The sequence below is a fragment of the Streptomyces sp. NPDC048291 genome, from assembly GCF_043201715.1.
GTDB lineage: Bacteria > Actinomycetota > Actinomycetes > Streptomycetales > Streptomycetaceae > Streptomyces.
Map to the genome: position 1 here is coordinate 184,367 of NZ_JBICZC010000008.1, position 25,371 is coordinate 209,737.

Here is a 25,371-nt window from a genome sequence, read left to right on the forward strand (position 1 = left end):
AGGCCGGAGAACGAGGGGCGAGCATGCTGAGGGAGGTCACCGCCACCCGCTACGTCGCCCCGCTGCACTCCGGCGGATCCGTGCCCGGCATCGTCGAGGCCGATGATCTCGGGACCTACGTGGTGAAGTTCACCGGGTCCGCGCAGGGCCGCAAGGCGCTGGTCGCCGAGGTGATCGTGGGGGAGCTGGCGCGGGCGCTCGGGCTGCGGTTCCCCGAGCTGGTCCTGGTCCACTTCGACCCCGCGATCGCCGGGGACGAGCCGCACCAGGAGGTACGCGACCTGCACGCGGCCAGCGGCGGGGTGAACCTCGGGATGGACTTCCTGCCCGGTGCGGAGGACCTCACCCCCGAGATCGCCGAGGTCTTCCCGGTGGACCCGCTGGAGGCGGGCCGGATCGTCTGGCTGGACGCGCTCACCGTCAACGTCGACCGTACGGTGCACAGCTCCAACCTCATGGTCTGGCCGACCCTCGGCATCGCACCCCCGCGCCTGTGGCTCATCGACCACGGCGCCGCCCTCGTCTTCCACCACCGCTGGGACACCTCGGCCCCCGGGAAGGCGTACGACTTCCGCCATCACGCCCTCGGCCGGTACGGCCCCGACACCAGGGCCGCCGACGCCGAACTCGCGCCCAGGGTGACCGAGAAGCTGCTCCGGGACGTCCTCGCCGAGGTCCCGGACGCCTGGCTCACCGGCTTCGGCACGCCCGCCGAGACGCGCGAGGCCTACGTCGGCTATCTGCTGGCCCGTGTGCGGGCCTCCGCCGAGTGGCTCCCCACCGACTTCCCGGGCCGCGACCAGCTCGCGGCCGAGGAGGCCGCCCGCGCGGCCAGGACCCGGCGGGGACGCCCGGCCTGGCTGCAGCGGGTACCCGACCTGCACGGCAAGCCCGCGGCCCAACAGGATTGGTCGGTGCACCTCGGATGACTGACAGCCGACGCGTGGAGATCGAGTACTGCACCCAGTGCCGCTGGCTGCCGCGGGCGGCCTGGCTGGCGCAGGAGCTGCTGACCACCTTCGAGGCCGAGCTGACGGAGCTGGCCCTGAAGCCGGGCAAGGGCGGGATCTTCGTCGTGCGGGTCGGTGACGAGGTGGTCTGGGACCGGCGCGAACAGGGGTTCCCGGAGCCGACGGCCGTGAAGCAGGCCGTACGCGACCGAGTGGCCCCGGGGAAGTCCCTGGGCCACTCGGACAAGGCCGCGTCGGACGCGCCTGCGTCGGACAAGGCTGCGTCGGACAAGGACGCGCTGGACTAGGTCAGCCGCGCAGCTGCTGGTACGCGGGCAGCGTCAGGAAGTCCGCGTAGTTCTCGTCGAGGGAGACGGTGAGCAGCAGGTCGTGGGCCTGCTGCCAGTGGCCGGCCGCGAAGGCCTCGTCGCCGAACTCCGCGCGGATGGCGTCGAGTTCCTCGGCGGCGATCCGGCGGGCCAGCTCCGGCGTGGCCTTCTCGCCGTTCTCGAACTCGACACCGGCGTTGATCCACTGCCAGATCTGCGACCGCGAGATCTCCGCGGTGGCCGCGTCCTCCATGAGGTTGAAGATGGCCACCGCACCGAGCCCGCGCAGCCACGCCTCGATGTAACGGATGCCCACCTGGACGGCGTTGACCAGACCCGCGTAGGTCGGCTTGGCCGCCAGCGAGTCGACCGCGATCAGGTCGGCCGCCTCGACGTGGACGTCCTCGCGCAGCCGGTCCTTCTGGTTCGGCTTCTCGCCGAGGACCCGGTCGAAGGACTCCAGGGCGATCGGGACCAGGTCGGGGTGGGCGACCCAGGAGCCGTCGAAACCGTCGTTCGCCTCGCGGTCCTTGTCGGCGCGCACCTTCTCGAAGGCGACCTTGTTGACCTCGGCGTCCCGGCGGGACGGGATGAAGGCCGCCATGCCGCCGATCGCGTGCGCGCCGCGCTTGTGGCAGGTGCGGACGAGGAGTTCGGTGTACGCCCGCATGAACGGGGCCGTCATGGTGACCGCGTTGCGGTCCGGGAGGACGAACCGGGGCCCGCCGTCACGGAAGTTCTTGATGATGGAGAAGAGGTAGTCCCAGCGGCCCGCGTTCAACCCCGAGGCGTGGTCGCGGAGTTCGTAGAGGATCTCCTCCATCTCGTACGCGGCCGTGATCGTCTCGATCAGCACGGTGGCGCGGACGGTGCCTTGCGGGATGCCGACGTAGTCCTGCGCGAAGACGAACACGTCGTTCCAGAGCCGGGCTTCGAGGTGCGACTCGGTCTTCGGGAGGTAGAAGTACGGTCCCTTGCCGAGGTCGAGCAGCCGCTGCGCGTTGTGGAAGAAGTAGAGCCCGAAGTCGACGAAGGCGCCGGGCACCTGCTCGCCGTCGACCTCGACGTGCCGCTCGTTCAGGTGCCAGCCGCGCGGCCGCATGACGACGGTCGCCAGCTCCTCGTCCGGGCGCAGGGCGTACGACTTGCCGCTCGCCGGGTCCGTGAAGTCGATGTTCCGGCGGTAGGCGTCCATCAGGTTCAGCTGGCCCAGGACGACGTTCTCCCAGGTCGGCGCGGAGGCGTCCTCGAAGTCGGCGAGCCAGATCCGGGCGCCCGAGTTGAGGGCGTTGACGGTCATCTTGCGGTCGGTGGGGCCGGTGATCTCGACCCGGCGGTCGTTCAGCGCCGCGGGGGAGGGGGCCACCCGCCAGGAGTCGTCCGCGCGGATCGCGGCGGTCTCCGGGAGGAAGTCGAGCGTGGAGGTGCGGGCGATCTCGGCGCGGCGCTCGGCACGGCGGGCGAGGAGTTCGGCACGGCGCGGCGAGAACCGCCGGTGCAGCTCGGCCACGAAGGCGAGCGCCGTGTCGGTGAGGACCTCCTCCTGCCGGGGCAGGGGCTCGGCGTCGACGACGGCCGGCGCAGACGGCGCTGGTGCGGACATGAGCTGTCACTTCCTTCAGCGGTGGCACCGGGTGCCAGTCGTTCCGGGTAGAGCGAAGCGGACCCGATCGGGGGTCGAGCGCTTCTGGACAGTGGATACTAGTTTCCTCATCGTGGAAGTTCAATGGTTTGTTGACGTCGAGATTCTCCGGGTCGAGCGAAGGTGGCGCTCAGTGCCACCGCGTTCACTCAAGGTGGCCCAGATCCGCTTTCGTGTCGATGTCGTACGGCTCGGCCACGTCCCCGCACTCGACGAGCGTGATCGCCTCCTCGTGGGCCTTGAGGTACGCGCGGGCGCCCCGGTCCCCGGTCGCGCTCGCCGCGATGCCCGCCCAGTGGGCCGAGCCGAACAGGACGGGGTGCCCGCGCACCCCGTCGTAGGCCGCCGACACCAGGGAGTTCTCGTCCCGGCAGCCGCCGAGCACCCGGGCCACGGCCGCGCCCCCGATCCCCGGCTGGTCCACCAGCGACACCAGGGCGGCCCGCACCCCCGCCCCGGCGAGCGACTCCAGCCCCACCCGCAGCGAGGACCCCATGCCCTCGGCCCAGTCCGGGTTCTCCACGACCACGCAGCCGTCGAGCTCGGCCCGCTCCCGCACGTCGTCCGCGCCGGCTCCCAGGACCACGTGCACCGGCCCGCAGCCGCCCGCGCGCAATACTCCGACCGCGTACTCCACCAGCGGCCGTCCTCGGTGCGTCAGCAGCGCCTTGGGTCGCCCGCCGAGCCGTCGGCCGGCGCCGGCGGCGAGCAGCAGCCCGGCGATCCGGTCATGCGTGTCCGTCATACGTCCTGCATACCCGACACCGGGGCGGGCGGCCGGTTCCGAAGGGCTGAAATTCGGTCCGCGCTGTAGCGCTTCCCGTGGGGGAGGGCGTTTACTGACCCGCGTCCCCGGGCGCCCGACCATCGTTCAGGGGCGCCTGGCGAGGGGGGAGAGCTGTGTTGCGGAGCTTGGGACAGAGGCCAGTGACCGGCAGTGACGAGGATCCGAGAGTGACGGAACTACGCACGGCGGTCTCCCGGCTGCGCCGCGAACTGGCCGCGCACCCGGCCGAGTTCCCGGACCGCGCGATAGCCGAGGACGAGCTGGCGGCCCTGGCGGCGATGGCCACGGGCGGCATCCCGGAGATCCCCCGCCTGCGCCGCTCCCTGTTACTGATCGCGGGCGCCATCGGCTCGATGAGCGCCCTGTCGCGGGGCCTGTCGGACGTACGCGAGGCGGTCGACCTGTTCGGCGAAACCCCGCGAACTTGAGCGCCCCCCCTTGGGGGCGCGGGGAACTGCGCGGCCGGCCACACACAACCCGCACCCGCCGACGGCGAACCGGCCCCTACCCCTTAGGCTCCCGAACTCGCCAACGCCTGGGACAACTCCACAGCCACCTGCTGCAGCACCGGCACGATCTTCTCCGTCGCCGTCTCCGTGACCCGCCCCGCGGGCCCGGAGATCGAAATGGCCGCAGCGGTAGGAGAATCGGGCACGGACACGGCAAGACACCGCACCCCGATCTCCTGCTCGTTGTCGTCCACGGCATACCCCAGCCGGCGCACCTCCTCCAGCGCGCCGAGGAAGCCGTCCGGTGTCGTAATGGTCTTCTCCGTGGCCGCAGGCATCCCCGTCCGCCCCAGCAGCGCCCGCACCTCGGCGTCCGGCACGTTCGCCAGCAGCGCCTTGCCCACGCCCGTGGAGTGCGGCAGCACCCGCCGCCCCACCTCGGTGAACATCCTCATCGAATGCTTCGACGGCACCTGCGCCACGTACACGATCTCGTCCCCGTCGAGCAGTGCCATGTTCGCCGTCTCCCCGGTCTCCTCGACCAGCCGCGCCAGGTACGGCCGCGCCCAGGTGCCGAGCAGCCGGGACGCCGACTCGCCCAGCCGGATCAGCCGGGGGCCGAGCGCGTACCGGCGGTTGGGCTGCTGGCGCACATAGCCGCAGGCGACCAGCGTCCGCATCAGGCGGTGGATCGTCGGCAGCGGCAGCCCGCTGCTCGCGGACAGCTCGCTGAGGCCCACCTCGCCGCCCGCGTCCGCCATCCGCTCCAGCAGATCGAAGGCGCGCTCTAGGGACTGGACGCCGCCGCCGGACTTGGCGGAGTCGGTGGTGCTGGCGCTGGACGTCGGCACGGCGCGTTCCTTTCGCACGGGCGGGAAGGGCAGAAGCCTACCCGGCGGTCGGTTGACGCCCCGGTCGTAGGTAGCTACGTTCTGCTTGCCGGAATTGTAATTCCGCTCTGTGGAAACGTCCAGAGTGCGGCGTCCATGGGGCCCCGACAAGCAGTGTGCCCTTGACGGCGCGGGGGCGGGAGTGAAGACTCCTTCAACAGAACGTTGAATTCCGTTGCGTGGGTGTAAATCCCGTTTCGCGGAAGTAAAACGGCGGCAGAGAGAGGGGTCCGGGTGTCCGACGCTGAACTGGTGCTGCGCTCGACGCGCGTCATCACCCCGGAGGGGACACGGGCCGCCTCGGTCGCCGTCTCCGCCGGGACGATCACGGCCGTGCTGCCCTACGACGCCCCCGTCCCGGAGGGCGCCCGCCTGGAGGACCTCGGCGACGACGTCCTGCTGCCCGGCCTGGTCGACACCCACGTGCATGTGAACGACCCGGGCCGCACCGAGTGGGAGGGCTTCTGGACCGCCACCCGCGCGGCGGCGGCCGGCGGCATCACCACCCTGGTCGACATGCCGCTCAACTCCCTCCCGCCGACCACGACGGTCGAGAACCTCCGCGTCAAGCGGCAGGTCGCCGCCGACAAGGCACACATCGACGTCGGCTTCTGGGGCGGCGCGCTGCCCGACAACGTCAAGGACCTGCGCCCGCTGCACGAGGCCGGTGTCTTCGGCTTCAAGGCGTTCCTGTCGCCGTCCGGCGTGGACGAGTTCCCGCATCTCGACCAGGAGGGGCTGGCCCGGTCGCTGGCGGAGATCGCCTCCTTCGACGGCCTGCTGATCGTGCACGCCGAGGACCCGCACCACCTGGCGGCCGCCCCGCAGCACGGGGGCCCGAAGTACGCCGACTTCCTCGCCTCCCGTCCGCGCGACGCCGAGGACACGGCGATCGCCCAGCTGATCGCCCAGGCGAAACGCCTGCACGCGCGCGTGCACGTCCTGCACCTGTCCTCGTCCGACGCGCTGCCGCTGATCGCGGCGGCCAAGGCGGACGGCGTCCGTCTCACCGTCGAGACCTGCCCGCACTACCTCACCCTCACCGCCGAGGAGGTCCCGGACGGCGCCAGCGAGTTCAAGTGCTGCCCGCCCATCCGGGAGGCGGCCAACCAGGACCTGCTCTGGCAGGCGCTGGCCGACGGCACCGTCGACTGCGTCGTCACCGACCACTCGCCCTCCACGGCCGACCTGAAGACCAGCGACTTCGCGACCGCCTGGGGCGGCATCTCCGGCCTCCAGCTCAGCCTCGCCGCGGTATGGACGGAGGCCCGCAGGCGCGGCCACGGTCTGGAGGACGTGGTCCGCTGGATGTCGGCCCGCACGGCGGCGCTGGTCGGCCTCGACGACCGCAAGGGCGCCATCGCGGCGGGCCGGGACGCCGACTTCGCCGTCCTCGCGCCCGACGAGACCTTCACCGTGGACCCGGCGGGCCTGCAACACCGCAACCGGGTCACCGCGTACGCGGGCAAGACCCTGCACGGGGTCGTGCGCTCCACCTGGCTGCGCGGCGAACGCATCGTCGCGGACGGCGAGTTCACGCCCCCGCGGGGCCGCCTCCTCACCCGCACCCCCTGACCCCCGGCTCCTCCCGCACCCGCAGCGGCCGACACCGAAAGGAACACCTTTGACGGCGATCCCGAGCTTCACCGGCGACGCGCACCCCTACTCCGGCGGCGACCCGTACGCGGACTACCGCACCGCCGACTTCCCCTTCACCCAGTACGCCGACCTCGCCGACCGGCAGCTCGGCGCCGGTGTCATCGCCGCCAACGACGAGTTCTTCGCCCAGCGGGAGAACCTGCTGGTGCCCGGGCGGGCCGAGTTCGACCCCGAGCACTTCGGGCACAAGGGCAAGATCATGGACGGCTGGGAGACGCGCCGGCGCCGCGGGGCCTCGGCCGGCCACCCCTGGCCCACCGCCGAGGACCACGACTGGGCGCTGGTCCGGCTCGGCGCGGCCGGCGTGGTCCGCGGGATCGTCGTCGACACGGCCCACTTCCGCGGCAACTACCCGCAGGCGGTGTCGGTCGAGGGCACGTCGGCCGCCGGCTCGCCGTCCCCCGAGGAACTCCTCGGCGACGACGTGAAGTGGACGACCCTCGTCCCCCGCACCCCCGTCGGCGGCCACGCGGCCAACGGCTTCGCCGTCTCCGTCGAGCAGCGCTTCACCCACCTCCGCGTCAACCAGCACCCCGACGGCGGCATCGCGCGCCTGCGCGTGTACGGCGAGGTCGTGCCCGACCCCGAGTGGCTCGCCGTGCTCGGCACCTTCGACGTGGTCGCCCTGGAGAACGGCGGCCGGGCCGAGGACGCCTCGAATCTCTTCTACTCGCCGGCCACCAACACCATCCAGCCGGGCCGCTCCCGCAAGATGGACGACGGCTGGGAGACGCGCCGGCGCCGCGACCAGGGCAACGACTGGATCCGCTACCGGCTGGCCGCCCAGTCCCAGATCCGGTCCGTCGAGATCGACACGGCGTACCTCAAGGGCAACAGCGCGGGCTGGGCGTCGGTGTCGGTCAAGGACGGCGAGGACGGCACCTGGACGGAGATCCTCCCGCGCACCCGCCTCCAGCCGGACACGAACCACCGCTTCGTCCTGCCGACCCCCGCGGTCGGCACGCACGCACGCGTGGACATCTTCCCGGACGGCGGAATCTCCCGCCTGCGGTTGTTCGGCACACCGACGGAGGCAGGAGCAACGACCCTGACCACAAGGCACCGCGAACTGTCCTGACGCCTTCCTCGCCCGCCCGCCCACCCGACTCGCCTCCTCGGAAAGCGAACTCGAAGAGCAACGACAGCGCGACACGGCTGCCGAGGTACTCAGGGTGGAGTGGGGCGGCCCGGGCATCGGGTTCGCGGCCTCGCTTCCCGGCTGACCGAGTCGGCTGGTGGGTGGGCGAGGGGAACCGCAGGACCGTCGGCTACGTTGTTCTGCCGTGACTCTTCAGCAAGAAATCGTCGGCAACGCCATGCAGATGGCGATCGTCAACCTGCACCCCGGCCAGACCGTGTACTGCGAGGCCGGCAAGTTCCTGTTCAAGACGACGAACGTGACCATGGAGACCCGGCTCGGCGGCCCGAACGGCGGCGGCCGGCAGCAGGGCGGCGGCGGTGGCGGCGGCATGGGCGGCATGCTCCGCCAGGCCATGGGCACCGCCATGCAGGTCGGCCAGCGCATGCTCGCCGGCGAGTCGCTGGCGTTCCAGTACTTCACCTCCCAGGGCGGCGAGGGCACCGTCGGCTTCGCGGGTGTCCTGCCCGGCGAGATGCGCGCGCTGGAGCTGAACGGCACGCGTGCGTGGTTCGCCGAGAAGGACGCCTTCGTCGCGGCCGAGTCCACCGTCGAGTTCGGCATCGCCTTCGCCGGCGGCCGTACCGGAATGAGCGGCGGCGAGGGCTTCATCCTGGAGAAGTTCACCGGCCACGGCACGGTGATCATCGCCGGCGCGGGCAACTTCATCGACCTGAACCCCGCCGACTTCGGCGGCCGTATCGAGGTCGACACGGGCTGCGTCGTCGCCTTCGAGGAGGGCATCCAGTACGGCGTCCAGCGCGTCGGCGGCCTCAACCGCCAGGGCCTCATGAACGCGGTCTTCGGCGGCGAGGGCCTCTCCCTGGCCACCCTGGAGGGCAACGGCCGGGTGATCCTGCAGTCCCTCACCATCGAGAGCCTCGCCAACGCCCTGAAGAAGGCCCAGGGCGGCGACAAGCAGGGCCCGACCGGCGGACTGTTCTCGACGCACGCGGGGTGAGGGCGAACCGGAGACCGGCCGACCGATGAGTTGCCGGTGCCGCGGGGGTCTGAGCTGACGACAAAGGACCGCACCCCCGGGAAGCAGGCACCGCCATGGGCAAGCTCGTCTCCACCATGTTCGTCACCCTCGACGGCGTCTACCAGGCGCCCGGCGGCCCCGAGGAGGACCCCGGCGGGGGCTTCACCCACGGCGGCTGGAGCTTCACCTACGGCGACGAGGACTTCGGCCGGTTCGTCGCCGAGGTCTTCGAGCGGGCCGGCGCCTTCCTGCTCGGCCGCCGTACGTACGACATCTTCGCCGCCTACTGGCCGAAGATCACCGACCCCGCCAACCCGATCGCGGCCAGGCTCAACGCCCTCCCGAAGTACGTACCGTCCGCGACCCTGACCGACCCGGCCTGGTCCGGCACCACGGTCCTCGCCGGCGACCTCGCCAAGGAGGTCACGGCCCTCAGGGACCGCACCGACGGCGAGCTCCAGGTGCACGGCAGCGGCGCCCTGGTCCGCTCCCTGCTCGACCTCGGCCTCGTCGACACCCTCCACCTCGTGACCTTCCCGGTCGTACTCGGCTCCGGCCGCCGGTTCTTCCAGGAAGGCGCCCTGCCGACGAAGTTCCGGCACACCGGCGGGCGGATCACCACGGCGGGCGTCTCCATCCAGTCGTACGACACCGCGGGCCGCCCCGACTACGGCTCCTACATCGCGGAGCAGAACGCCTAGCCGCGCAGCCGCCCAAGTTAACTCCCTGAAAACTCGCGGGACTTGGCGGCAAATTCTTCGAACTTGTCATTGACATGCCACACTCTACGCGCGTCATCATGGAGCCATGAGATTCCCCCCACGAATCACCCGCATCGGCGCCGCCGGCGCCCTGCTGTCCGCCCTCCTCGTGGGCGGCACCGTCTCCGCCGTCACGGCGGACGCCGCTGCCACCTCGGTCGGCAGTATCTGCTACAGCGACCTGCCGTCGCAGGCGTACGACACGCTCGACCTGATCGCGTCGGGCGGTCCGTTCCCGTACTCGCAGGACGGGACGGTCTTCCGCAACCAGGAGGGCGTGCTGCCGAGCGAGCCCAGCGGCTACTACCACGAGTACACCGTGAAGACGCCCGGTTCCTCCACGCGCGGTGCACGGCGCATCGTGACCGGCGAGGAGTACCAGGAGGACTACTACACGGCGGACCACTACGTCACGTTCGACCTGATCGACTTCGACTGCTGAGCGGCTTCCCCACCTGAGCCGGCAGGTTGTAGAGATCACGGTCCGCTGAGGAACGGCGCGACCCGCCGGAGGCCGGTCCACGTCCGCCCGGACCTCCGGCCCCTGCCAGGGGCCTCGCCCCGCGGTCCCCTCCCCCCACGTTGTAGACCGCGGGACGAGGCCCCGCCCGCTCGTTGCCGGCGTCGCCGCCGATGTCAGCGGGCAGGTCCGTGCAGTGCCCGGCCCGCTGCGCCGCACCGGGAGGACACGAGGTTCGCCTCGTGTCAGGTGCTCGTCCTTGCAGGCCCCGACGACGACGGACGTGACGGCGGGCTTCGTCAGCAGACAGGCCGCGCCTGGTCGGCGGATCGGCCGGACCGGACACGCGTCGGCCGAAAGCCGCGCGTCACGCGAGGAGCGCACGGGGTCCACTCTCGTCCCGCCCGGTGACGCTCGCATCCGCGCCCCGGCTACATCGCCGTCGCCGCCGGACGTCCCGCCCGGTGTTCCTCCTCCGCCGCGTCCCGGTCGACGCACTTCGCCAGGCAGCGGGTGCGGGAGAGCGTGAAAACGCCGTACGAGAGCAGGACGACCCCGAAGAGGGCCGGCGCGAGCCACCTGCCGTGGCGCGGTGACTCCGCGAACAGGGTGACTCCGAGGCAGAAGCTGACCACGGCATCGCCCAGGGTGAGCGCCGGCTGGGAGGCGATGAGGGGGCCTCCCTGCATGGCGTAGCCGAGCAGGATGATGGAGAACGAGCCGACGAGCGCGAAGCCGTAGGTCTGCCACGCGAGGAAGAACGCGGTGGCTCCGTGCCGGGACAGGATGTGCATCGCGGACTTGACCAGGGCCGCCGTGAGCGCGTTCCCGACGGCGGCGGCCGCGGCCAGGCAGGCCGCGCGTGCCGGTCCGTGCGGGCGCCGCAGGCCGACGAGGACGAGCGTGGCCACGGTCGCGCCCAGCGCGGCGATCGTGGGCACCCACCACATGCCGGGGACCTGGTCGCGGCCGCCGGAGGGCGCGGCCGAGAAGAGGCTGATCGCCAGCCCCGCGAAGATGGCGGCGACGCACCCCCACGCCTTGCGGGAGACCCGGACCCGGAACACGAGGCTGCCGAAGACGAGTGCGAGCGGCAGTTCGAGGATGAAGACCGGCTGGACGGCGGCCAGACTCCCGAAGTCGAGCGCGAGCGCCTGGAACAGCGCCGCACCGACGACTCCGAGAATGCCGCCGAGCCAGACGGGACTGCGCAGCAGGCTCCCGACGAGGCCGAGGGGGGAGTGCGCTTCGGGCGTGCTCGTGGCGGCCCGGCGCTGCAGCACCGTGCCCCACGCGTTGCTGGCGGCGGCGAGCACGGCACAGGTCATCGCGACGATCATGTCGATCGCATCGCTTCCGGACGGTCGGCGGCGTTTCGCGGGCGGGCCGGCCCGGCCCCGGAGCTGCCCCGGGGCCGGGCGGTCCGGCTGCGGTTCACGACGTTGCGGTTCACGACGCTGTGGTTCACGACGCTGTCGTGCACGGCCGGGAACGGCGAAGCGGGGAGCGGCGCACTCACCTGTCCAGTGTCCGGCCGGAGTCCGGGGCGGGCGAACGGTGACGTCTTTGTCACCGGGGCCACTGCCGCGGCCGGCGGGCCACCGGTGTCAGGCCCGGTGGTACTGGACGGGCGTGCCGACGCTGCCCCCGAGCCGGTCGGCGGCGTGCCGGGCCCAGAAGGGGTTGCGCAGGAGCTCCCGGGCCAGCAGGACCGCGTCGGCGCTGCCGGAGGCGATGATGTCGTCGGCCTGCGCGGGCTCGGTGATCATGCCGACGGCGGCGACGGGCATGCCGGTCTCGTTGCGGACGCGGTCGGCGAACGGGACCTGGTAACCGGGGCCACTCGTGATCTTCGCGTCGGGGACGATGCCGCCGGAGGAGATGTCCATCAGGTCGACGCCGTGCGCCAGCAGCTCCCCGGCGAAGCGGACGGTGTCGTCGGCGGTCCAGCCCGTCCGGCCGTCCTCGGGGTTCTCCGACAGCCAGTCGGTCGCGGAGATGCGGAAGAACACCGGCAGGTCCTCGGGCCACACGGCGCGTACGGCGTCGACGACCTCCAGGGCGAAGCGGGTCCGGCCCTCGAAGGAGCCGCCGTACTCGTCGGTGCGACGGTTGCTCTGCGGGGAGAGGAACTGGTGGATCAGGTAGCCGTGGGCACCGTGGATCTCGGCGATCTGGAAACCGGCCGCGAGAGCGCGGACGGCGGCGTCGGCGAACTGCCGGACGATCTCGCGGATGCCGTCCGTGGTCAGTTCCTCGGGCACCGTCGACGTCTGGTCGAAGGCCACCGCGCTGGGGCCCACCGGCGTCCAGCCGTGGGGCTCGTCCGGGGCGATCGGGCGCCCGCGGTCGACCCAGGTGCGCTCGGTCGACGCCTTGCGCCCCGCGTGGGCCAGCTGGATCCCGGGGACCGTGCCCTGCGACTTCAGGAAGGCGGTGATGCGCCGGAAGGCGGCGACCTGCTCGTCGTTCCAGATGCCGAGGTCGTAGGGGGAGATCCGGCCCTCGGGGCTGACGGCCGCGGCCTCGGTGATGATCAGGCCGGTGCCGCCGGCGGCGCGCGCGGCCAGGTGGGAGAAGTGCCAGTCCGTCGGGACGCCGGCGGCCGCACCGTCGGGCTCGGCGCTGTACTGGCACATCGCCGCCATCCAGATGCGGTTGGGGATCGACAGCGACTTGAGGTCGAAGGGGGTGAAGAGCGGGTTCAACGCGCGACTCCTTGGCAGGTCTGTGGGTCGGTGCCATACGCCGGGGCCGTCGGGTGCGGCCTGTGCGCACGGCACGGGAGTCATAATTGCATGCGCGGGTATTTTATTTCCGCTGACTATCGGCACTTGCATATATCGTGGTCCCGCTCACCCCCGACCGGACCTCCGGCTCCCCGCGGCGGCGAACAGCGCGCACGCCAGCACGATCAGCGCGACGCTCGCGTAGACGCCGTAGCCGTCGAGGAAGCCGAGCCGCTGCAGGAGGCCCACGCGCCAGTGGGTGAACTCGTGCAGCAGCCCCAGCACACCCTGCGCGAGGGCGATGAATCCGAGCAGTCCCAGCACCTGTTTCACGGCACGACCCTCGCCCCGCGGACGCCCGCCGTGCCATCGGCCGTGGGGCGAGCCGTGGCCGCTGGAAGACTCTCCGCACGCGCGCGCGGCACACCGAAAGTCCACACGGGCACAACTTTGGTCGACGATCCCGTGCACGAGTAGGTGTCCCGGGCCGGTCCTGCGTAGATTTGTCGACCGTGAGCGGTGACATCTCCATACGGACGTTCGAGGGGCGGCGGTGGCTGTTCCCCTCCGCCGTAATCCATGAACTCGACCCCGACGCCGGTCGGGCCGGCCGCCGGCCCCGGCGCACCGCGCGTGACTGGCTCGTCGACTTCAGCTGCTTCGTGCTGGCCGTCCTCCTCGGCGTGGCCGCCGCCAACACCATGCGCCAGGACCCGACCGTCTCGCACGGTCTCGCCGTCGCCGACCAGCTGGTCGGCGGTCTGGCCTGCGCCGCGGTCTGGCTGCGCCGCCGCTGGCCGACGGGCCTGGCCGTCGCCATGGTCCCGGTCGGCTTCGTCTCCGACACCGCGGGCGGCGCCGCCATGGTCGCGCTGTTCACGCTCGCCGTGCACCGCCCGTTCCGGCACGTCGCCTGGATCGCCGGCGTCAACCTCGCGCTGGTCCCGCTCTTCTACTGGCTGCGCCCCGACCCCGACCTGCCCTACCTGGCCGTCGTCATCCTGGTCGTGCTCTTCACCCTCCTGGTCATCAGCCTCGGCATGTTCGTGCGCTCCAAGCGGCAGCTCATGGTCAGCCTGCGCGACCGGGCCCGGCGGGCCGAGACCGAGGCCGGGCTGCGCGCCGAGCGGGCCCAGCGGCTGGCCCGGGAGGCCATCGCCCGCGAGATGCACGACGTACTCGCCCACCGGCTGACCCTGCTCAGCGTGCACGCCGGGGCGCTGGAGTTCCGGCCCGACGCGCCCCAGGAGGAGATCGTCCGGGCGGCCGGGGTCATCCGGGAGAGCGCCCACGAGGCCCTCCAGGACCTGCGCGAGATCATCGGCGTACTGCGCGCCGCCGACGGCGACGAGGCGGGCGGCCGGCCGCAGCCGACGCTCGCCGCCCTGGACTCCCTGGTCGCCGAATCCCGCGGAGCCGGCATGACCGTGGTGCTGGACAACCACGTCGGCGACCCGGCCGCCGTCCCCGCCTCCGTCGGCCGCACCGCCTACCGGATCGCGCAGGAAGGCCTCACCAACGCCCGCAAGCACGCCCCCGGCGCCGAGGTCACCGTCCGCGTCACCGGCGCCCCGGGCGACGGCCTGGACATCACCGTGCACAACCCCGCCCCGGCGACCGAGGCCCCGCACGTCCCCGGCTCCGGCCAGGGCCTGATCGGCCTGGCCGAACGCGCCACGCTGGCCGGGGGACGGCTGGACCACCGGGCCGTCGGCGACGGCGGCTTCGAGGTGCGGGCCTGGTTGCCCTGGGGCGCCGCCGCTCCCGCCGCTTCTCCCGCCGAGTGACGACCGGGCGACCGGCCACGTGATGCCGTACCCGCGTGATTACGTAGGAGCCATGACCGCGATCAGACTGCTGCTCGTCGACGACGATCCGCTGGTGCGGGCGGGGCTCGCGCTCATGATGGGCGGAGCGGGGGACATCGAGATCGTCGGGGAGGGCGCCGACGGCGACGAGGTCGAGACGCTCGTGGACCGCACGCACCCGGACGTCGTCCTGATGGACATCCGGATGCCGTCCGTGGACGGACTCACCGCCACCGAGCGGCTGCGCGCGCGTGCCGACGCCCCGCAGGTCGTCGTCCTGACCACCTTCCACGCCGACGAACAGGTGCTGCACGCCCTGCGCGCGGGAGCCGCCGGGTTCGTCCTCAAGGACACCCCGCCCGCCGAGATCGTGGCCGCGGTGCGCCGGGTCGCGGCCGGCGAGCCCGTGCTGTCGCCCGCCGTCACCCGGCAGCTGATGGCGCACGCGGCCGGCGCGCGGGCCGACACCCGGCAGGCACGCGCGCGTGACCGGCTCGCCGCCCTCAACGACCGCGAGCGCGAGGTCGCCGTCGAGGTCGGCCGGGGCCTCGCCAACGCCGAGATCGCCACCGGCCTCTTCATGAGCGTCGCCACCGTCAAGACCCACGTCTCCCGCATCCTGGCCAAGCTCGGCCTCAACAACCGCGTCCAGATCGCCCTGCTGGCGTACGACGCGGGACTGCTGGAGGAATAGGGCGCCCGCGGGGCACCTGTGGGGCGGCCCGTGCGTTCACCGGGTACGGGACGGCCTCGGGGACCTCTCGAAGGGGGAGCAGAGCATGCAGGTGACCGACCTCGGCGAGTTCGGCGACGGACTGCGCACGGACCCGCACACGGTGTACGCGCGGCTGCGCGAGCGCGGCCCGGTGCACCGGGTGCGGTGGCCGCTTCCCGACCAGTACCACGAGACCTGGCTGGTCGTCGGGTACGAGGAGGCGCGCGCGGCGCTCGCCGACCCCAGGCTGGCCAAGGACACCGAGAAGATCGGCTTCAAGTTCCTCGACGAGGAGCTGATCGGCAAGTACCTGCTGCTCGCCGACCCGCCCCAGCACACCAGGCTGCGCGGCCTGATCACCCGCGCGTTCACCGCCCGCCGGGTGGCCGGGCTCGAGCCGAGGATCCAGGAGATCACCGACCGCCTGCTCGACGAGATGCTCCAGCGCGGTCGCGCCGATCTCATCGACGCCCTCGCCTACCCGCTGCCGATCACGGTGATCAGCGAACTGCTCGGCGTCCCCGAGCTGGACCGGGCGCGGTTCCGGAAGCTGTCCAACGAGGTGGTCGCGTCCAGCCACCCGGGCAGCGAGTACGACGCCTTCGCCGCGCTCGCCGACTACCTCGCCGAGCTCATCGAGGACAAGCGGTGCGCGGGCCCGAGCGGCGACCTGCTCAGCGACCTGATCCGCACCACAGCCGAGGACGGCGACCGGCTCTCCGCCGCGGAGCTGCGCGGCATGGCCTTCGTACTGCTGATCGCCGGCCACGAGACCACCGTCAACCTCATCGGCAACGGCGTCCTCGCCCTGCTCACCCACCCCGACCAACTGGCCGCCCTGCGCGCCGACATGAGCCTCCTGGACGGCGCGGTCGAGGAGACCCTGCGCTGGGAGGGCCCGGTAGAGAACGCCACGTACCGGTACGCCGCCGAGCCGCTTGAGATCGCCGGCACCGCCATCGGCCGCGGCGACCCCGTGATGATCAGCCTCGCCGGTGCCGACCGCGACGCGGACCGCTACCCCGAGCCCGGCCGGTTCGACATCCGCCGCGACCACCGCGGCCACCTCGCCTTCGGCCACGGCATCCACTACTGCCTGGGCGCACCGCTGGCCCGCCTGGAGGGCCGGATCGCCCTGCGCACCCTCCTGGAGCGCGCCCCGGACCTCGCCCTGGACGGCCCGCACGGCGAGTGGCTGCCGGGCACCCTGATGAGAGGGGTGCGCAGCCTCCCGGTGCGCTGGTAGCCACCGTCGGGCTGTGGTCGCCGTCGGGCAGCAGCCGCCGTCGGGCTGTGGTCGCCGCCGGTCAGGCCAGGCGGTCCGGGACCTCCGCGAGCGCCACCGGTCTGCGCTCGTGCCGGGAGATCTCGCAGGCCTCCGCGATCCGCAGCGCCTGCAGCGCCTCGCGCCCGTCGCAGGGGTTGGCCAGCTGACCCCGCACCACGTCGACGAAGGCGCACAGCTCGGCCTCGTAGGCGGGCCCGAACCGCTCCAGGAAACCGGGCCACGGCTTGTCCGCGGGCGGCGGCCCGGTCGGTTCGGTCGAGGCCACCGGCGTACGGTCGTCCAGGCCGACCACCACGGTGTCCCGCTCCCCGGACAGCTCCATCCGCACGTCGTACCCGGCGCCGTTCAGCCGGGTCGCCGTCGCCGTGGCCAGCGTGCCGTCGTCCAGGGTGAGCACCGCCGCGCCCGTGTCGACGTCACCGGCCTCGCGGAACATCGAGGGCCCCGCGTCCGAGCCGGTCGCGTACACGTCCACGACCTCGCGGCCGGTCACCCAGCGCAGCACGTCGAAGTCGTGGATCAGGGTGTCCCGGAACAGCCCGCCGGACAGCGGCAGCCACTCCGGTGGGGGCGGGGACTGGTCGGAGGTCAGCGCCCGTACGGTGTGCAGCCGCCCGAGCCGGCCCGAGCGCACCGCCTCCCGCGCGCCGACGTACCCCTTGTCGAAGCGCCGCTGGAAGCCCATCTGCAGGACCGTGCCGGCCTTCTCCACCTCCGCCAGGGCCTGCAGCGTGCCGGGCAGGTCGAGGGCGATCGGCTTCTCGCAGAAGACCGGCAGCCCGGAGCGGGCCGCCCGGCCGATCAGGTCGGCGTGGGCCGAGGTGGCGGCGGTGATCACCACGGCGTCCACGCCCCACTTGAAGATCTCGTCCGTCCCGGGCGCCGCCGTCTCCCCGAGCCGGTGCGCCAGATCCTGGGCCCGCTGGGGATCCACGTCCGTGAGGATCAGCGATCCGACCTCGCGATTACGGCTGAGCGTGTTCGCGTGAATGGTGCCGATGCGGCCCGTCCCGATGACCCCGATGCGCATGGGAACAAGGTGCTGGTGCACCCCGCGCGCTGTCAATCCGTATGTCCGGACAATCGAACTACACAACTTCCCGTCAACCCGTCACGGGGATACGCTCGGCCCCGTGCCGAAACCAGATGTGGACCCGACCGTGACGCTCGACCTCCGCGTGGACCGGAGCTCCCCGGTGCCGTTGTACTTCCAGCTCGCCCAGCAGCTGGAGGCGGCCATCGAGCACGGCTCGCTCACACCCGGCAGCCTGCTGGGCAACGAGATCGAGCTCGCCGCACGGCTCGGCCTGTCCCGCCCGACCGTCCGCCAGGCCATCCAGTCCCTGGTGGACAAGGGTCTGCTCGTCCGCCGCCGGGGTGTCGGCACCCAGGTCGTGCACAGCCAGGTCAAGCGCCCGCTGGAGCTGAGCAGCCTCTACGACGACCTGGAGTCGGCCGGCCAGCGCCCCGCGACGAACGTGCTGGTCAACACCGTCGTCCCGGCGTCCGCCGAGGTCGCCGCCGCGCTCGGGGTCGCCGAGGGCGCCGAGGTGCACCGCGTCGAACGGCTGCGGCTGGCACACGGCGAGCCCATGGCTTACCTGACCAACTACCTGCCCCCCGGCCTGCTCGACCTGGACACCGCCCAGCTGGAGGCCACCGGCCTGTACCGCCTCATGCGGACCGCCGGGATCACCCTGCACAGCGCCCGCCAGTCCATCGGCGCGCGCGCCGCCACGACCGCCGAGGCGGACCGGCTCACCGAGCCGGAGGGTGCCCCGCTGCTCACCATGCAGCGCACCACGTACGACGACACCGGCCGTGCCGTCGAGTTCGGCGACCACATCTACCGCCCGACCCGCTACTCCTTCGAGTTCCAGCTCCTCGTACGGTCCTGAACACCCCGACGCTCTGGTTCTAATGTCCGGACAAGGTGACCATGTCGAAGGAGAGGCACTGCAACGCCCCTGAAAGGGACGCGGGGCTGTGACATGTGCGGCTCCGCCGCGTGGGCGCGACCAGCCACGACGCAGCGGCACCCGGCAACGGCGCGCACCCTCCTTATCTCCCCCGAACGGCACCCTTTCTCATGGTGAGGCACAATCAAGCCCGATGAGCACCTACCGCGACCTCACCGCCCCCATCGGCTCCCGCCGAGCCCCGGTCCTGCGCACCGTCGGCACCCGGGAGCGCCGGTCCCACCTGACGGCCCCCCGCGTGCCCACGGTCGGCATCGACATCGGCGGCACCAAGGTCATGGCGGGCGTCGTGGACGCCGACGGCAACATCCTGGAGAAGCTCCGCACGGAGACCCCGGACAAGTCCAAGAGCCCGAAGGTCGTCGAGGACACCATCGTCGAACTGGTCCTGGACCTGTCCGACCGGCACGACGTGCACGCCGTGGGCATCGGCGCCGCAGGCTGGGTCGACGCCGACCGCAACCGCGTCCTGTTCGCCCCGCACCTGTCCTGGCGGAACGAGCCGCTGCGCGACCGCCTCGCCGGCCGCCTGGCGGTCCCCGTCCTGGTCGACAACGACGCCAACGCCGCCGCCTGGGCGGAGTGGCGGTTCGGCGCCGGCCGCGGCGAGGACCACCTGGTCATGATCACGCTCGGCACCGGCATCGGCGGCGCGATCCTGGAGGACGGCCAGGTCAAGCGCGGCAAGTACGGCGTCGCCGGCGAGTTCGGCCACATGCAGGTGGTGCCCGGCGGCCACCGCTGCCCGTGCGGCAACCGCGGCTGCTGGGAGCAGTACAGCTCCGGCAACGCGCTGGTCCGCGAGGCCAAGGAGCTGGCCGCCGCCGACTCCCCGGTGGCCTACGGGATCATCGAGCACGTCAAGGGCAACATCGACGAGATCTCCGGCCCGATGATCACCGAGCTGGCCCGCGAGGGCGACGCGATGTGCATCGAGCTGCTCCAGGACATCGGCCAGTGGCTCGGCGTCGGCATCGCCAACCTCGCCGCCGCCCTCGACCCCTCCTGCTTCGTGATCGGCGGTGGCGTCAGCGCCGCCGACGACCTGCTCATCGGCCCCGCGCGGGACGCGTTCAAGCGCCAGCTCACCGGCCGCGGCTACCGCCCCGAGGCCCGGATCGCGCGCGCCCAGCTCGGCCCCGAGGCCGGCATGGTCGGCGCCGCCGACCTCGCCCGGCTCGTCGCCCGCCGGTTCCGGCGCGCGAACCGGCGCAGGGTGGAACGGTACGAGCGCTACGAGCGGTACGCGGAGGCCCGCCGCACCCGGGACACCGCATGACCGCTTCGCTGCCCCGCCAGGCCGCGTCCCCGGAGGAACCGCAGCGCCCGCCGGAGACCCCGGGTCACAAGGCCAAGCGGAGGGCGCTGACGCTGCTGATCATCGTGCTGCTCATCGGCGTACCGGCCGGCTATCTGGTGATCTCCGCCAACCAGAGCCGCAACAGCGGCAAGGACAAGGAGTCCAAGTACTCGGCGACCGGCCTCGCCGAGGGCTGGCCCTCGAAGGTGCAGCGGCGCCTCTACCAGGTGCCGGTCCCGCACCCGGCCGACCGGATCGCGTACTACGAGACGAACAACTGGAAGACCAGCCGTCTCTACGTCCAGTTCCGCACCAACAGCGCCGGACTGGACAGCTTCCTGGAGGGCATGGGCCTCAACCGGGAAGCGCTCAAGAAGGACGACATCAGCATCGGCGCCCGCGACCGGAAGATCACCGGCTGGGAGTTCACCGGCCCCGGACCCTGGTCGGGCCTGACGCACAAGCAGAAGAACCCGGCCCCCACCCAGGACGTGGTCGTGAACACGGCCGACCCGAACTACCCGATGATCTACGTCGTCTCCCGCACCGTGCCGTAGCGGCACCCGCGCCCCACCGGCAGGCCGCCGGGACCGATTGTCAGACCCCGCCCGTACAGTCGGAGACGTCTGATCCGACAGACGGGCGGGAGGTGGCAGAACGTATGAGCGGCACGACGGCCGAGGCCGACGCGGACGTACCGGTGCGCCTGGCGGCGGTCTACCTGCCGGCCGCCCTGCCCCGCCAGGGCCGCGTCGCCTTCTGGGACCCCGAGGGAGCCCCGCTGCCCGCCGCCGCGACCGAGGAGCTGACGGTCGTACGACGGCACGGCGCCGCCGGGGCCCGCCGCCGGCAGGTGCCCGCGCTCACCCTGCCGCTCGCCGCCGCCCTCCCGCTGCTCGTCCGGGCCCGCCGCGACCCGGCCGCCCACCCCGCCACCGCCTGCTGGGGAGCCGCCGCCCTGCACGCGCTGCGGCTCGCCGCCCGGGGCCGCCTGCTGCCCGGCCTCACCCCGGGAGGACACGACGCCTGGCGGGCGGGCCCCCTGGAGCCCGCCGACATCGCCCACCTGCGCGCGGTGGCCGCCGCCCTGCCCGCCGAGGGACACGCCGTCCCGCTGCCCGGCCCCGGCCCGCTCCTGCTGCCCCAGCCGGAGGCGCTGGTCCGCTCCTTCCTGGACGCGGTCGCCGACACCCTGCCCCGCACCCCGGCCGCCCCGCACACCACGGGCAGGCCCTTCGCCGCCCGCGAGGCCCAGCGGCTGCCCGACGCCCAGGAGTGGGCCGCGGAGGTCGCGGCCGGCATGGACGCGGGGGTGCGGATCTCGCTCCGCCTGGACCTGTCGGCGTACGACCTGTTCGACGACGGCGAGGGCGCGCAGCGCGCGGGCGCGGCGATCGTCCAGGTGCACAGCCTCGCCGACCCCACCCTGGTGACCGACGCGGCGGCGCTGTGGTCGGGGGCCTCCGACGCCGCCTTCGGTCCCCGCGCGCGCGTGGACGCGGCGCTGGCCGTGCGCCGGGCCGCCCGGGTGTGGCCACCGCTGGACCGCCTCGCGGAGCAGGACGTGCCGGACGTGCTCGCGCTCTCCGAGGAGGAGCTGGGGCAGCTGCTCGGGGTGGCGGCGACCCGGCTCGCGGCGGCCGGGGTCGCCGTGCACTGGCCCCGGGACCTGGCCCAGGACCTGACCGCGGCGGCCGTGGTCCGGCCCGCGCCCGGCTCGGCCACCGACGGCACCGGCTTCTTCGAGAGCGAGGAACTGCTCCAGTTCCGCTGGCAGCTGGCCCTCGGCGGCGATCCGCTCAGCGACGCCGAGATGGACGCCCTCGCCGAGGCGCACCGCCCGGTCGTACGGCTGCGGGACCGCTGGGTGCTCGTCGACCCCGCCCTGGTCCGCAAGGCGCGCAGGCGCGAACTGGGCCTGCTCGACCCGGTCGACGCGCTCTCCGTCGCGCTCACCGGCGAGGCCGAGGTGGACGGCGAGCGGGTCGAGGCCGTCCCCGTCGGCCTCCTCGCGGCCCTGCGCGACCGCCTCACCGCCGGCATCCAGCCGGCCGAGCCGCCCACCGGTCTGCACGCCACCCTGCGCGACTACCAGCTCCGGGGCCTGGCCTGGCTCGACCTGATGACCTCCCTCGGCCTCGGCGGCTGCCTCGCCGACGACATGGGCCTCGGCAAGACGATCACCGTCATCGCCCTGCACCTGAAGCGGGCCCGCACCGAGCCGACCCTGGTGGTCTGCCCGGCCTCGCTGCTCGGCAACTGGCAGCGGGAGATCGCCCGCTTCGCACCCGGCGTCCCGGTCCGCCGCTTCCACGGCCCCGACCGCACCCTGGACGGCCTCGCCGGCGGCTTCGTCCTCACCACGTACGGCACCATGCGCGCCACCGCCACCAGCCTTGCCGAACAGCCCTGGGGCATGGTCGTCGCCGACGAGGCACAGCACGTCAAGAACCCCTACTCGGCCACCGCGAAAGCCCTGCGCACCATTCCGACGCCGGCGCGCGTGGCCCTCACCGGCACCCCCGTGGAGAACAACCTCTCCGAGCTCTGGGCCCTCCTCGACTGGACCACCCCCGGGCTCCTCGGCCCCCTCAAGTCCTTCCGCGCCCGGCACGCGCGCGCCGTCGAGAACGGCGGGGCCGACGAGAACGGGGCGGCTGTGGCCCGGCTGGCCCGCCTCGTCCGCCCCTTCCTCCTGCGCCGCAAGAAGTCCGACCCCGGGATCGTCCCGGAGCTCCCGCCCAAGACGGAGACCGACCACCCCGTCCCGCTCACCCGCGAGCAGGCCGCGCTGTACGAGGCGGTGGTGCGTGAGTCGCTGCTCGCCATCGAGACGGCGGACGGCATCGCCCGCCGCGGCCTGGTGCTCAAGCTCCTCGGCGCCCTGAAGCAGATCTGCGACCACCCCGGGCTGTACCTGAAGGAGGAGTCCCGCACCGAGGGCCTGGCCGCGCGCTCCGGCAAACTCACCCTGCTCGACGAGCTGTTGGACACCGTGCTCGCCGAGGACGGGTCGGTGCTCGTCTTCACGCAGTACGTCGGCATGGCCCGCATGATCACCGCGCACCTCCAGGCCCGCGCGGTCCCGGTCGACCTGCTGCACGGCGGCACCCCGGTGCCGGAGCGGGAGCGCATGGTGGACCGCTTCCAGGCCGGCGCGACCCCGGTCCTCGTGCTCTCCCTGAAGGCCGCGGGCACCGGCCTCAACCTCACCCGGGCCGGCCACGTCGTCCACTTCGACCGCTGGTGGAACCCGGCGGTCGAGGAACAGGCCACCGACCGCGCGTACCGCATCGGCCAGACCCAGCCGGTCCAGGTGCACCGCCTGGTCACCGAGGGCACCGTCGAGGACCGCATCGCCGAGATGCTGGAGGCGAAGCGGGCCCTCGCCGACGCCATCCTAGGCTCAGGCGAGGCCGCCCTGACCGAGCTGACGGACCGCGAGCTGTCCGACCTGGTGTCGTTGCGGAGGACGTCATGACCGGCGCGGGCGAGCAGCGGCCCGGGGACGCGGCACGGCGCGCGTTGCGGGCGGCGCGCGGACCCGGGCCGGAGACCGGGGACGACGGGATCGCGCCCGGCGAGCACGAGGGTCCGACGGCTTCGGGCGAGGCATCGGGCGAAGGCCCGGGCGAGGTTTCCGGGGAGGTTTCCGGAGAGCGTGAGGAGCGGGCCCCGAGGCCGGGGGACGCCGCCCGCCTGGCGCTGCGGGCTGCCGCCGCCGTGAAGGAGGCGGAGCTGCGGCAGGCCGAGCCCGAGGACGAGCCGGACACCGTTCGGGACCGGCCCGAGGAGGCCGAGGAGACTGAGGAGACTGAGGAGGCCGGCACCGATACCAGCACCGGCGCCGTTGCCGCCGCACCACCCGGCAGCCGTCCCGGTGACGTCGCGCGGGCGGCGCTGCGGGCGGCGCGTGCGGAGGCGAGGCGGGCCGAGCAGGCCGCGGCGGCGGAGGCCGCGGAACGGTCCCCGGCCCCCGCGGTACGACGGCTGCCCTCGCCCTCGACCACGCGCGCCCAGGCTCCGGCCCCGGCGTCCGCGGCTCGCGGTCGCACCGCCCGTGACCTGACGCAGTTCCTGACGACCGCGTTCCGGATGCCGAGCGACGCGGCAGAGCCGGAAACCTCCGAGCCCCAGCCCGCGCCCGCGCCCACCCCCGACTCGGCCCCGGCCCCCGCCCCCGAGGCCGGCACCGACCGCCAGGAGCCGGATCCTCCCGCACCCGCCACCCCCCACCTCCCGCGCACCATGGCCACCCCCCACCGCGACACCGAACTCCGCCGCACTTTCCCCTCCCTCTCCTCCCGTGCGTCCGCCGCTGCTTCCGGCTTCGCCGAGACCTGGTGGGGCAACGCCTGGGTGCGGGCGCTGGAAGAGGGCGCGCTGGACGTGAAGCGGCTGGCGCGGGGGCGGGGTTACGCCGAGCACGGGCACGTGGACGCCATCACCGTGACCCCCGGACTGGTCCTGGCGTACGTGCAGGGGAGCCGACCCCGCCCGTACCGCGTGCAGGTGCGGCTGCGGACCTTCGGCGAGGACGAGTGGGAGCGGCTGCTGACGGCCGCCGCCGACCGGCCCGCCGACATCGCGGCGCTGCTCGACAAGGAGCTGCCGCAGACCCTCGCCGACAGCGGGGTCGCGCTGCTGCCGGGGCCCGGTGAGCTCGAACCCCGGTGCAGCTGCCCCGACTTCGGGCACCCCTGCAAGCACGCGGCAGCCCTCTGCTACCAGACCGCGCGGCTGCTGGACGCCGATCCGTTCGTGCTGCTCCTGCTCCGCGGCCGTGGCGAGCGTGAGGTGCTGGACGCGCTGTCCCGGCGCAACGCCGCCCGCGCGGCCCGGGAGCGGCGGCCGACGGCGCTGCCCGGCGTCCGTGCGGGCGAGGCTCTCCTGCCGCGTCAACTCCCGCCGCTGCCGCCTCCGTTGCCGGTTCCGGCCCACCCCGGGCAGCCGCCGGTGTATCCGGGGGTGCCCGGCGGCCCGGACCCGTTCGCGCTGGACCAGCTGGCCACCGACGCGGCGGCCCGCGCCCACGCCCTGCTCGCCACCGGACACGACCCGGTCGGCGACCTGACCCTCTGGCAGGACGCGGTGCGGCTCGCCGCGGCCCGGCCCGGTTCCGGCCTGACCGCGTCCACCCGCGCCCTCTACGCCACGCTCGCGGACGCCGTCGGCCGTACCCCCGGCGACCTGGCACGCGCGGTCGCCGCCTGGCGCCAGGGCGGCATGGAGGGACTGGCCGTGCTGGAAGAGCCCTGGGACCCGCCGGCCGGCCGCTTCGACCGGGCCCGGCCGCTGCTGCTCGCCGCCGACCTCCCGGCGTTCCGGCCGTCGCGCAACCACCTCACGCACCCCGGCGGCCACCTCCAGCTCCGCTTCGGCCGCGACGGCCTCTGGTACGCCTACGAGTCGGAGCCGGGCCACGACGACTGGTGGCCCAGAGGCACCCCCGACCTGGACCCGGTGGGCGCACTGACGGGGCTCGGCGCATCGGACGACCTCTAG

The 25,371-nt window shown here is 73.2% G+C and carries 23 protein-coding genes; 16 read left to right on the top strand and 7 right to left on the bottom strand.

Going from position 1 to position 25,371, the window contains the following annotated elements:
- Window positions 1-23: 23 nt before the first annotated feature.
- A complete protein-coding gene (locus ACGF5O_RS22785) occupies window positions 24-929 on the top strand; it encodes a HipA family kinase (protein ID WP_393811696.1) in 906 nt (301 codons plus the stop codon).
- Entirely contained in the window at window positions 926-1,258 is a 333-nt protein-coding gene (locus tag ACGF5O_RS22790) for a SelT/SelW/SelH family protein (RefSeq protein WP_393811697.1), read from the top strand. Before ACGF5O_RS22785 ends, ACGF5O_RS22790 begins: the two co-directional genes overlap by 4 nt.
- Window position 1,259: 1 nt before the next feature.
- Here the strand turns inward: ACGF5O_RS22790 and aceB are convergent, their stop codons facing one another.
- Together aceB and ACGF5O_RS22800 are read right to left on the bottom strand one after the other, a co-directional pair.
- Window positions 1,260-2,882, bottom strand: coding sequence for a malate synthase A (gene aceB / locus ACGF5O_RS22795; RefSeq protein WP_393811698.1), 1,623 nt, complete (start codon window positions 2,880-2,882; stop codon window positions 1,260-1,262).
- 184 nt (window positions 2,883-3,066) lie between these two features.
- Complete coding sequence (locus ACGF5O_RS22800) at window positions 3,067-3,666, bottom strand: NTP transferase domain-containing protein (protein WP_393811699.1); 600 nt, start codon at window positions 3,664-3,666, stop codon at window positions 3,067-3,069.
- A gap of 155 nt (window positions 3,667-3,821) precedes the next feature.
- Here ACGF5O_RS22800 and ACGF5O_RS22805 point away from each other — a divergent pair, with 155 nt between their 5' ends.
- Window positions 3,822-4,136, top strand: a complete 315-nt coding sequence (locus ACGF5O_RS22805; RefSeq protein WP_393811700.1) for a DUF5955 family protein — start codon at window positions 3,822-3,824, stop codon at window positions 4,134-4,136.
- An 83-nt stretch (window positions 4,137-4,219) separates the two neighbouring features.
- Here the strand turns inward: ACGF5O_RS22805 and ACGF5O_RS22810 are convergent, their stop codons facing one another.
- Window positions 4,220-5,008, bottom strand: coding sequence for an IclR family transcriptional regulator (locus ACGF5O_RS22810; RefSeq protein ID WP_393811701.1), 789 nt, complete (start codon window positions 5,006-5,008; stop codon window positions 4,220-4,222).
- A 273-nt stretch (window positions 5,009-5,281) separates the two neighbouring features.
- On the opposite strand from ACGF5O_RS22810, the gene allB reads away from it, so the two are divergent.
- The 5 genes from allB (at window position 5,282) to ACGF5O_RS22835 (ending at window position 10,029) form a co-directional block, all read left to right on the top strand.
- Complete coding sequence (allB, locus tag ACGF5O_RS22815) at window positions 5,282-6,622, top strand: allantoinase AllB (RefSeq protein ID WP_393811702.1); 1,341 nt, start codon at window positions 5,282-5,284, stop codon at window positions 6,620-6,622.
- A 49-nt stretch (window positions 6,623-6,671) separates the two neighbouring features.
- Entirely contained in the window at window positions 6,672-7,784 is a 1,113-nt protein-coding gene (gene alc / locus ACGF5O_RS22820; protein ID WP_393811703.1) for an allantoicase, read from the top strand.
- A 205-nt stretch (window positions 7,785-7,989) separates the two neighbouring features.
- Complete coding sequence (locus ACGF5O_RS22825; RefSeq protein ID WP_393811704.1) at window positions 7,990-8,805, top strand: AIM24 family protein; 816 nt, start codon at window positions 7,990-7,992, stop codon at window positions 8,803-8,805.
- A gap of 95 nt (window positions 8,806-8,900) precedes the next feature.
- Window positions 8,901-9,527, top strand: a complete 627-nt coding sequence (locus ACGF5O_RS22830) for a dihydrofolate reductase family protein (RefSeq protein ID WP_393811705.1) — start codon at window positions 8,901-8,903, stop codon at window positions 9,525-9,527.
- Window positions 9,528-9,633: 106 nt separating this feature from the next.
- Window positions 9,634-10,029, top strand: coding sequence for a ribonuclease domain-containing protein (locus ACGF5O_RS22835; protein ID WP_362589986.1), 396 nt, complete (start codon window positions 9,634-9,636; stop codon window positions 10,027-10,029).
- A 449-nt stretch (window positions 10,030-10,478) separates the two neighbouring features.
- On the opposite strand, the gene ACGF5O_RS22840 is transcribed toward ACGF5O_RS22835, so the two are convergent.
- The 3 genes from ACGF5O_RS22840 to ACGF5O_RS22850 all read right to left on the bottom strand — a co-directional run bounded on the left by ACGF5O_RS22840 (window position 10,479) and on the right by ACGF5O_RS22850 (window position 13,109).
- Window positions 10,479-11,375 (bottom strand): DMT family transporter, encoded by an 897-nt coding sequence (locus ACGF5O_RS22840; protein WP_393811706.1) that lies wholly within the window; start codon window positions 11,373-11,375, stop codon window positions 10,479-10,481.
- A gap of 279 nt (window positions 11,376-11,654) precedes the next feature.
- Window positions 11,655-12,755 (bottom strand): NADH:flavin oxidoreductase/NADH oxidase, encoded by a 1,101-nt coding sequence (locus tag ACGF5O_RS22845; protein ID WP_393811707.1) that lies wholly within the window; start codon window positions 12,753-12,755, stop codon window positions 11,655-11,657.
- Between the two features lie 147 nt (window positions 12,756-12,902).
- Window positions 12,903-13,109, bottom strand: coding sequence for a hypothetical protein (locus ACGF5O_RS22850; protein ID WP_393811708.1), 207 nt, complete (start codon window positions 13,107-13,109; stop codon window positions 12,903-12,905).
- Between the two features lie 170 nt (window positions 13,110-13,279).
- On the opposite strand from ACGF5O_RS22850, the gene ACGF5O_RS22855 reads away from it, so the two are divergent.
- The 3 genes from ACGF5O_RS22855 to ACGF5O_RS22865 all read left to right on the top strand — a co-directional run bounded on the left by ACGF5O_RS22855 (window position 13,280) and on the right by ACGF5O_RS22865 (window position 16,545).
- Complete coding sequence (locus ACGF5O_RS22855; protein WP_393811709.1) at window positions 13,280-14,563, top strand: histidine kinase; 1,284 nt, start codon at window positions 13,280-13,282, stop codon at window positions 14,561-14,563.
- Window positions 14,564-14,615: 52 nt separating this feature from the next.
- On the top strand, window positions 14,616-15,278 hold the full coding sequence (locus ACGF5O_RS22860) for a response regulator (protein ID WP_393811710.1): 663 nt from the start codon (window positions 14,616-14,618) through the stop codon (window positions 15,276-15,278).
- Window positions 15,279-15,363: 85 nt separating this feature from the next.
- Window positions 15,364-16,545 carry a cytochrome P450 gene (locus tag ACGF5O_RS22865; protein WP_393811711.1) on the top strand — a complete coding sequence of 394 codons (1,182 nt, stop codon included), beginning with the start codon at window positions 15,364-15,366 and terminating at the stop codon, window positions 16,543-16,545.
- A 61-nt stretch (window positions 16,546-16,606) separates the two neighbouring features.
- On the opposite strand, the gene ACGF5O_RS22870 is transcribed toward ACGF5O_RS22865, so the two are convergent.
- On the bottom strand, window positions 16,607-17,617 hold the full coding sequence (locus tag ACGF5O_RS22870) for a Gfo/Idh/MocA family oxidoreductase (protein ID WP_393811712.1): 1,011 nt from the start codon (window positions 17,615-17,617) through the stop codon (window positions 16,607-16,609).
- Between the two features lie 130 nt (window positions 17,618-17,747).
- Between ACGF5O_RS22870 and ACGF5O_RS22875 the strand changes: the two genes are divergently transcribed.
- The 5 genes from ACGF5O_RS22875 (at window position 17,748) to ACGF5O_RS22895 (ending at window position 25,371) form a co-directional block, all read left to right on the top strand.
- Entirely contained in the window at window positions 17,748-18,485 is a 738-nt protein-coding gene (locus tag ACGF5O_RS22875; protein WP_393811930.1) for a GntR family transcriptional regulator, read from the top strand.
- A 214-nt stretch (window positions 18,486-18,699) separates the two neighbouring features.
- On the top strand, window positions 18,700-19,845 hold the full coding sequence (locus ACGF5O_RS22880) for an ROK family glucokinase (protein ID WP_359225227.1): 1,146 nt from the start codon (window positions 18,700-18,702) through the stop codon (window positions 19,843-19,845).
- A complete protein-coding gene (locus ACGF5O_RS22885) occupies window positions 19,842-20,423 on the top strand; it encodes a sugar kinase (RefSeq protein ID WP_393811713.1) in 582 nt (193 codons plus the stop codon). The genes ACGF5O_RS22880 and ACGF5O_RS22885 overlap by 4 nt, the downstream gene beginning before the upstream one ends.
- 104 nt (window positions 20,424-20,527) lie before the next feature.
- A complete protein-coding gene (locus tag ACGF5O_RS22890; RefSeq protein WP_393811714.1) occupies window positions 20,528-23,347 on the top strand; it encodes an SNF2-related protein in 2,820 nt (939 codons plus the stop codon).
- Window positions 23,344-25,371 carry an SWIM zinc finger family protein gene (locus ACGF5O_RS22895; protein ID WP_393811715.1) on the top strand — a complete coding sequence of 676 codons (2,028 nt, stop codon included), beginning with the start codon at window positions 23,344-23,346 and terminating at the stop codon, window positions 25,369-25,371. The genes ACGF5O_RS22890 and ACGF5O_RS22895 overlap by 4 nt, the downstream gene beginning before the upstream one ends.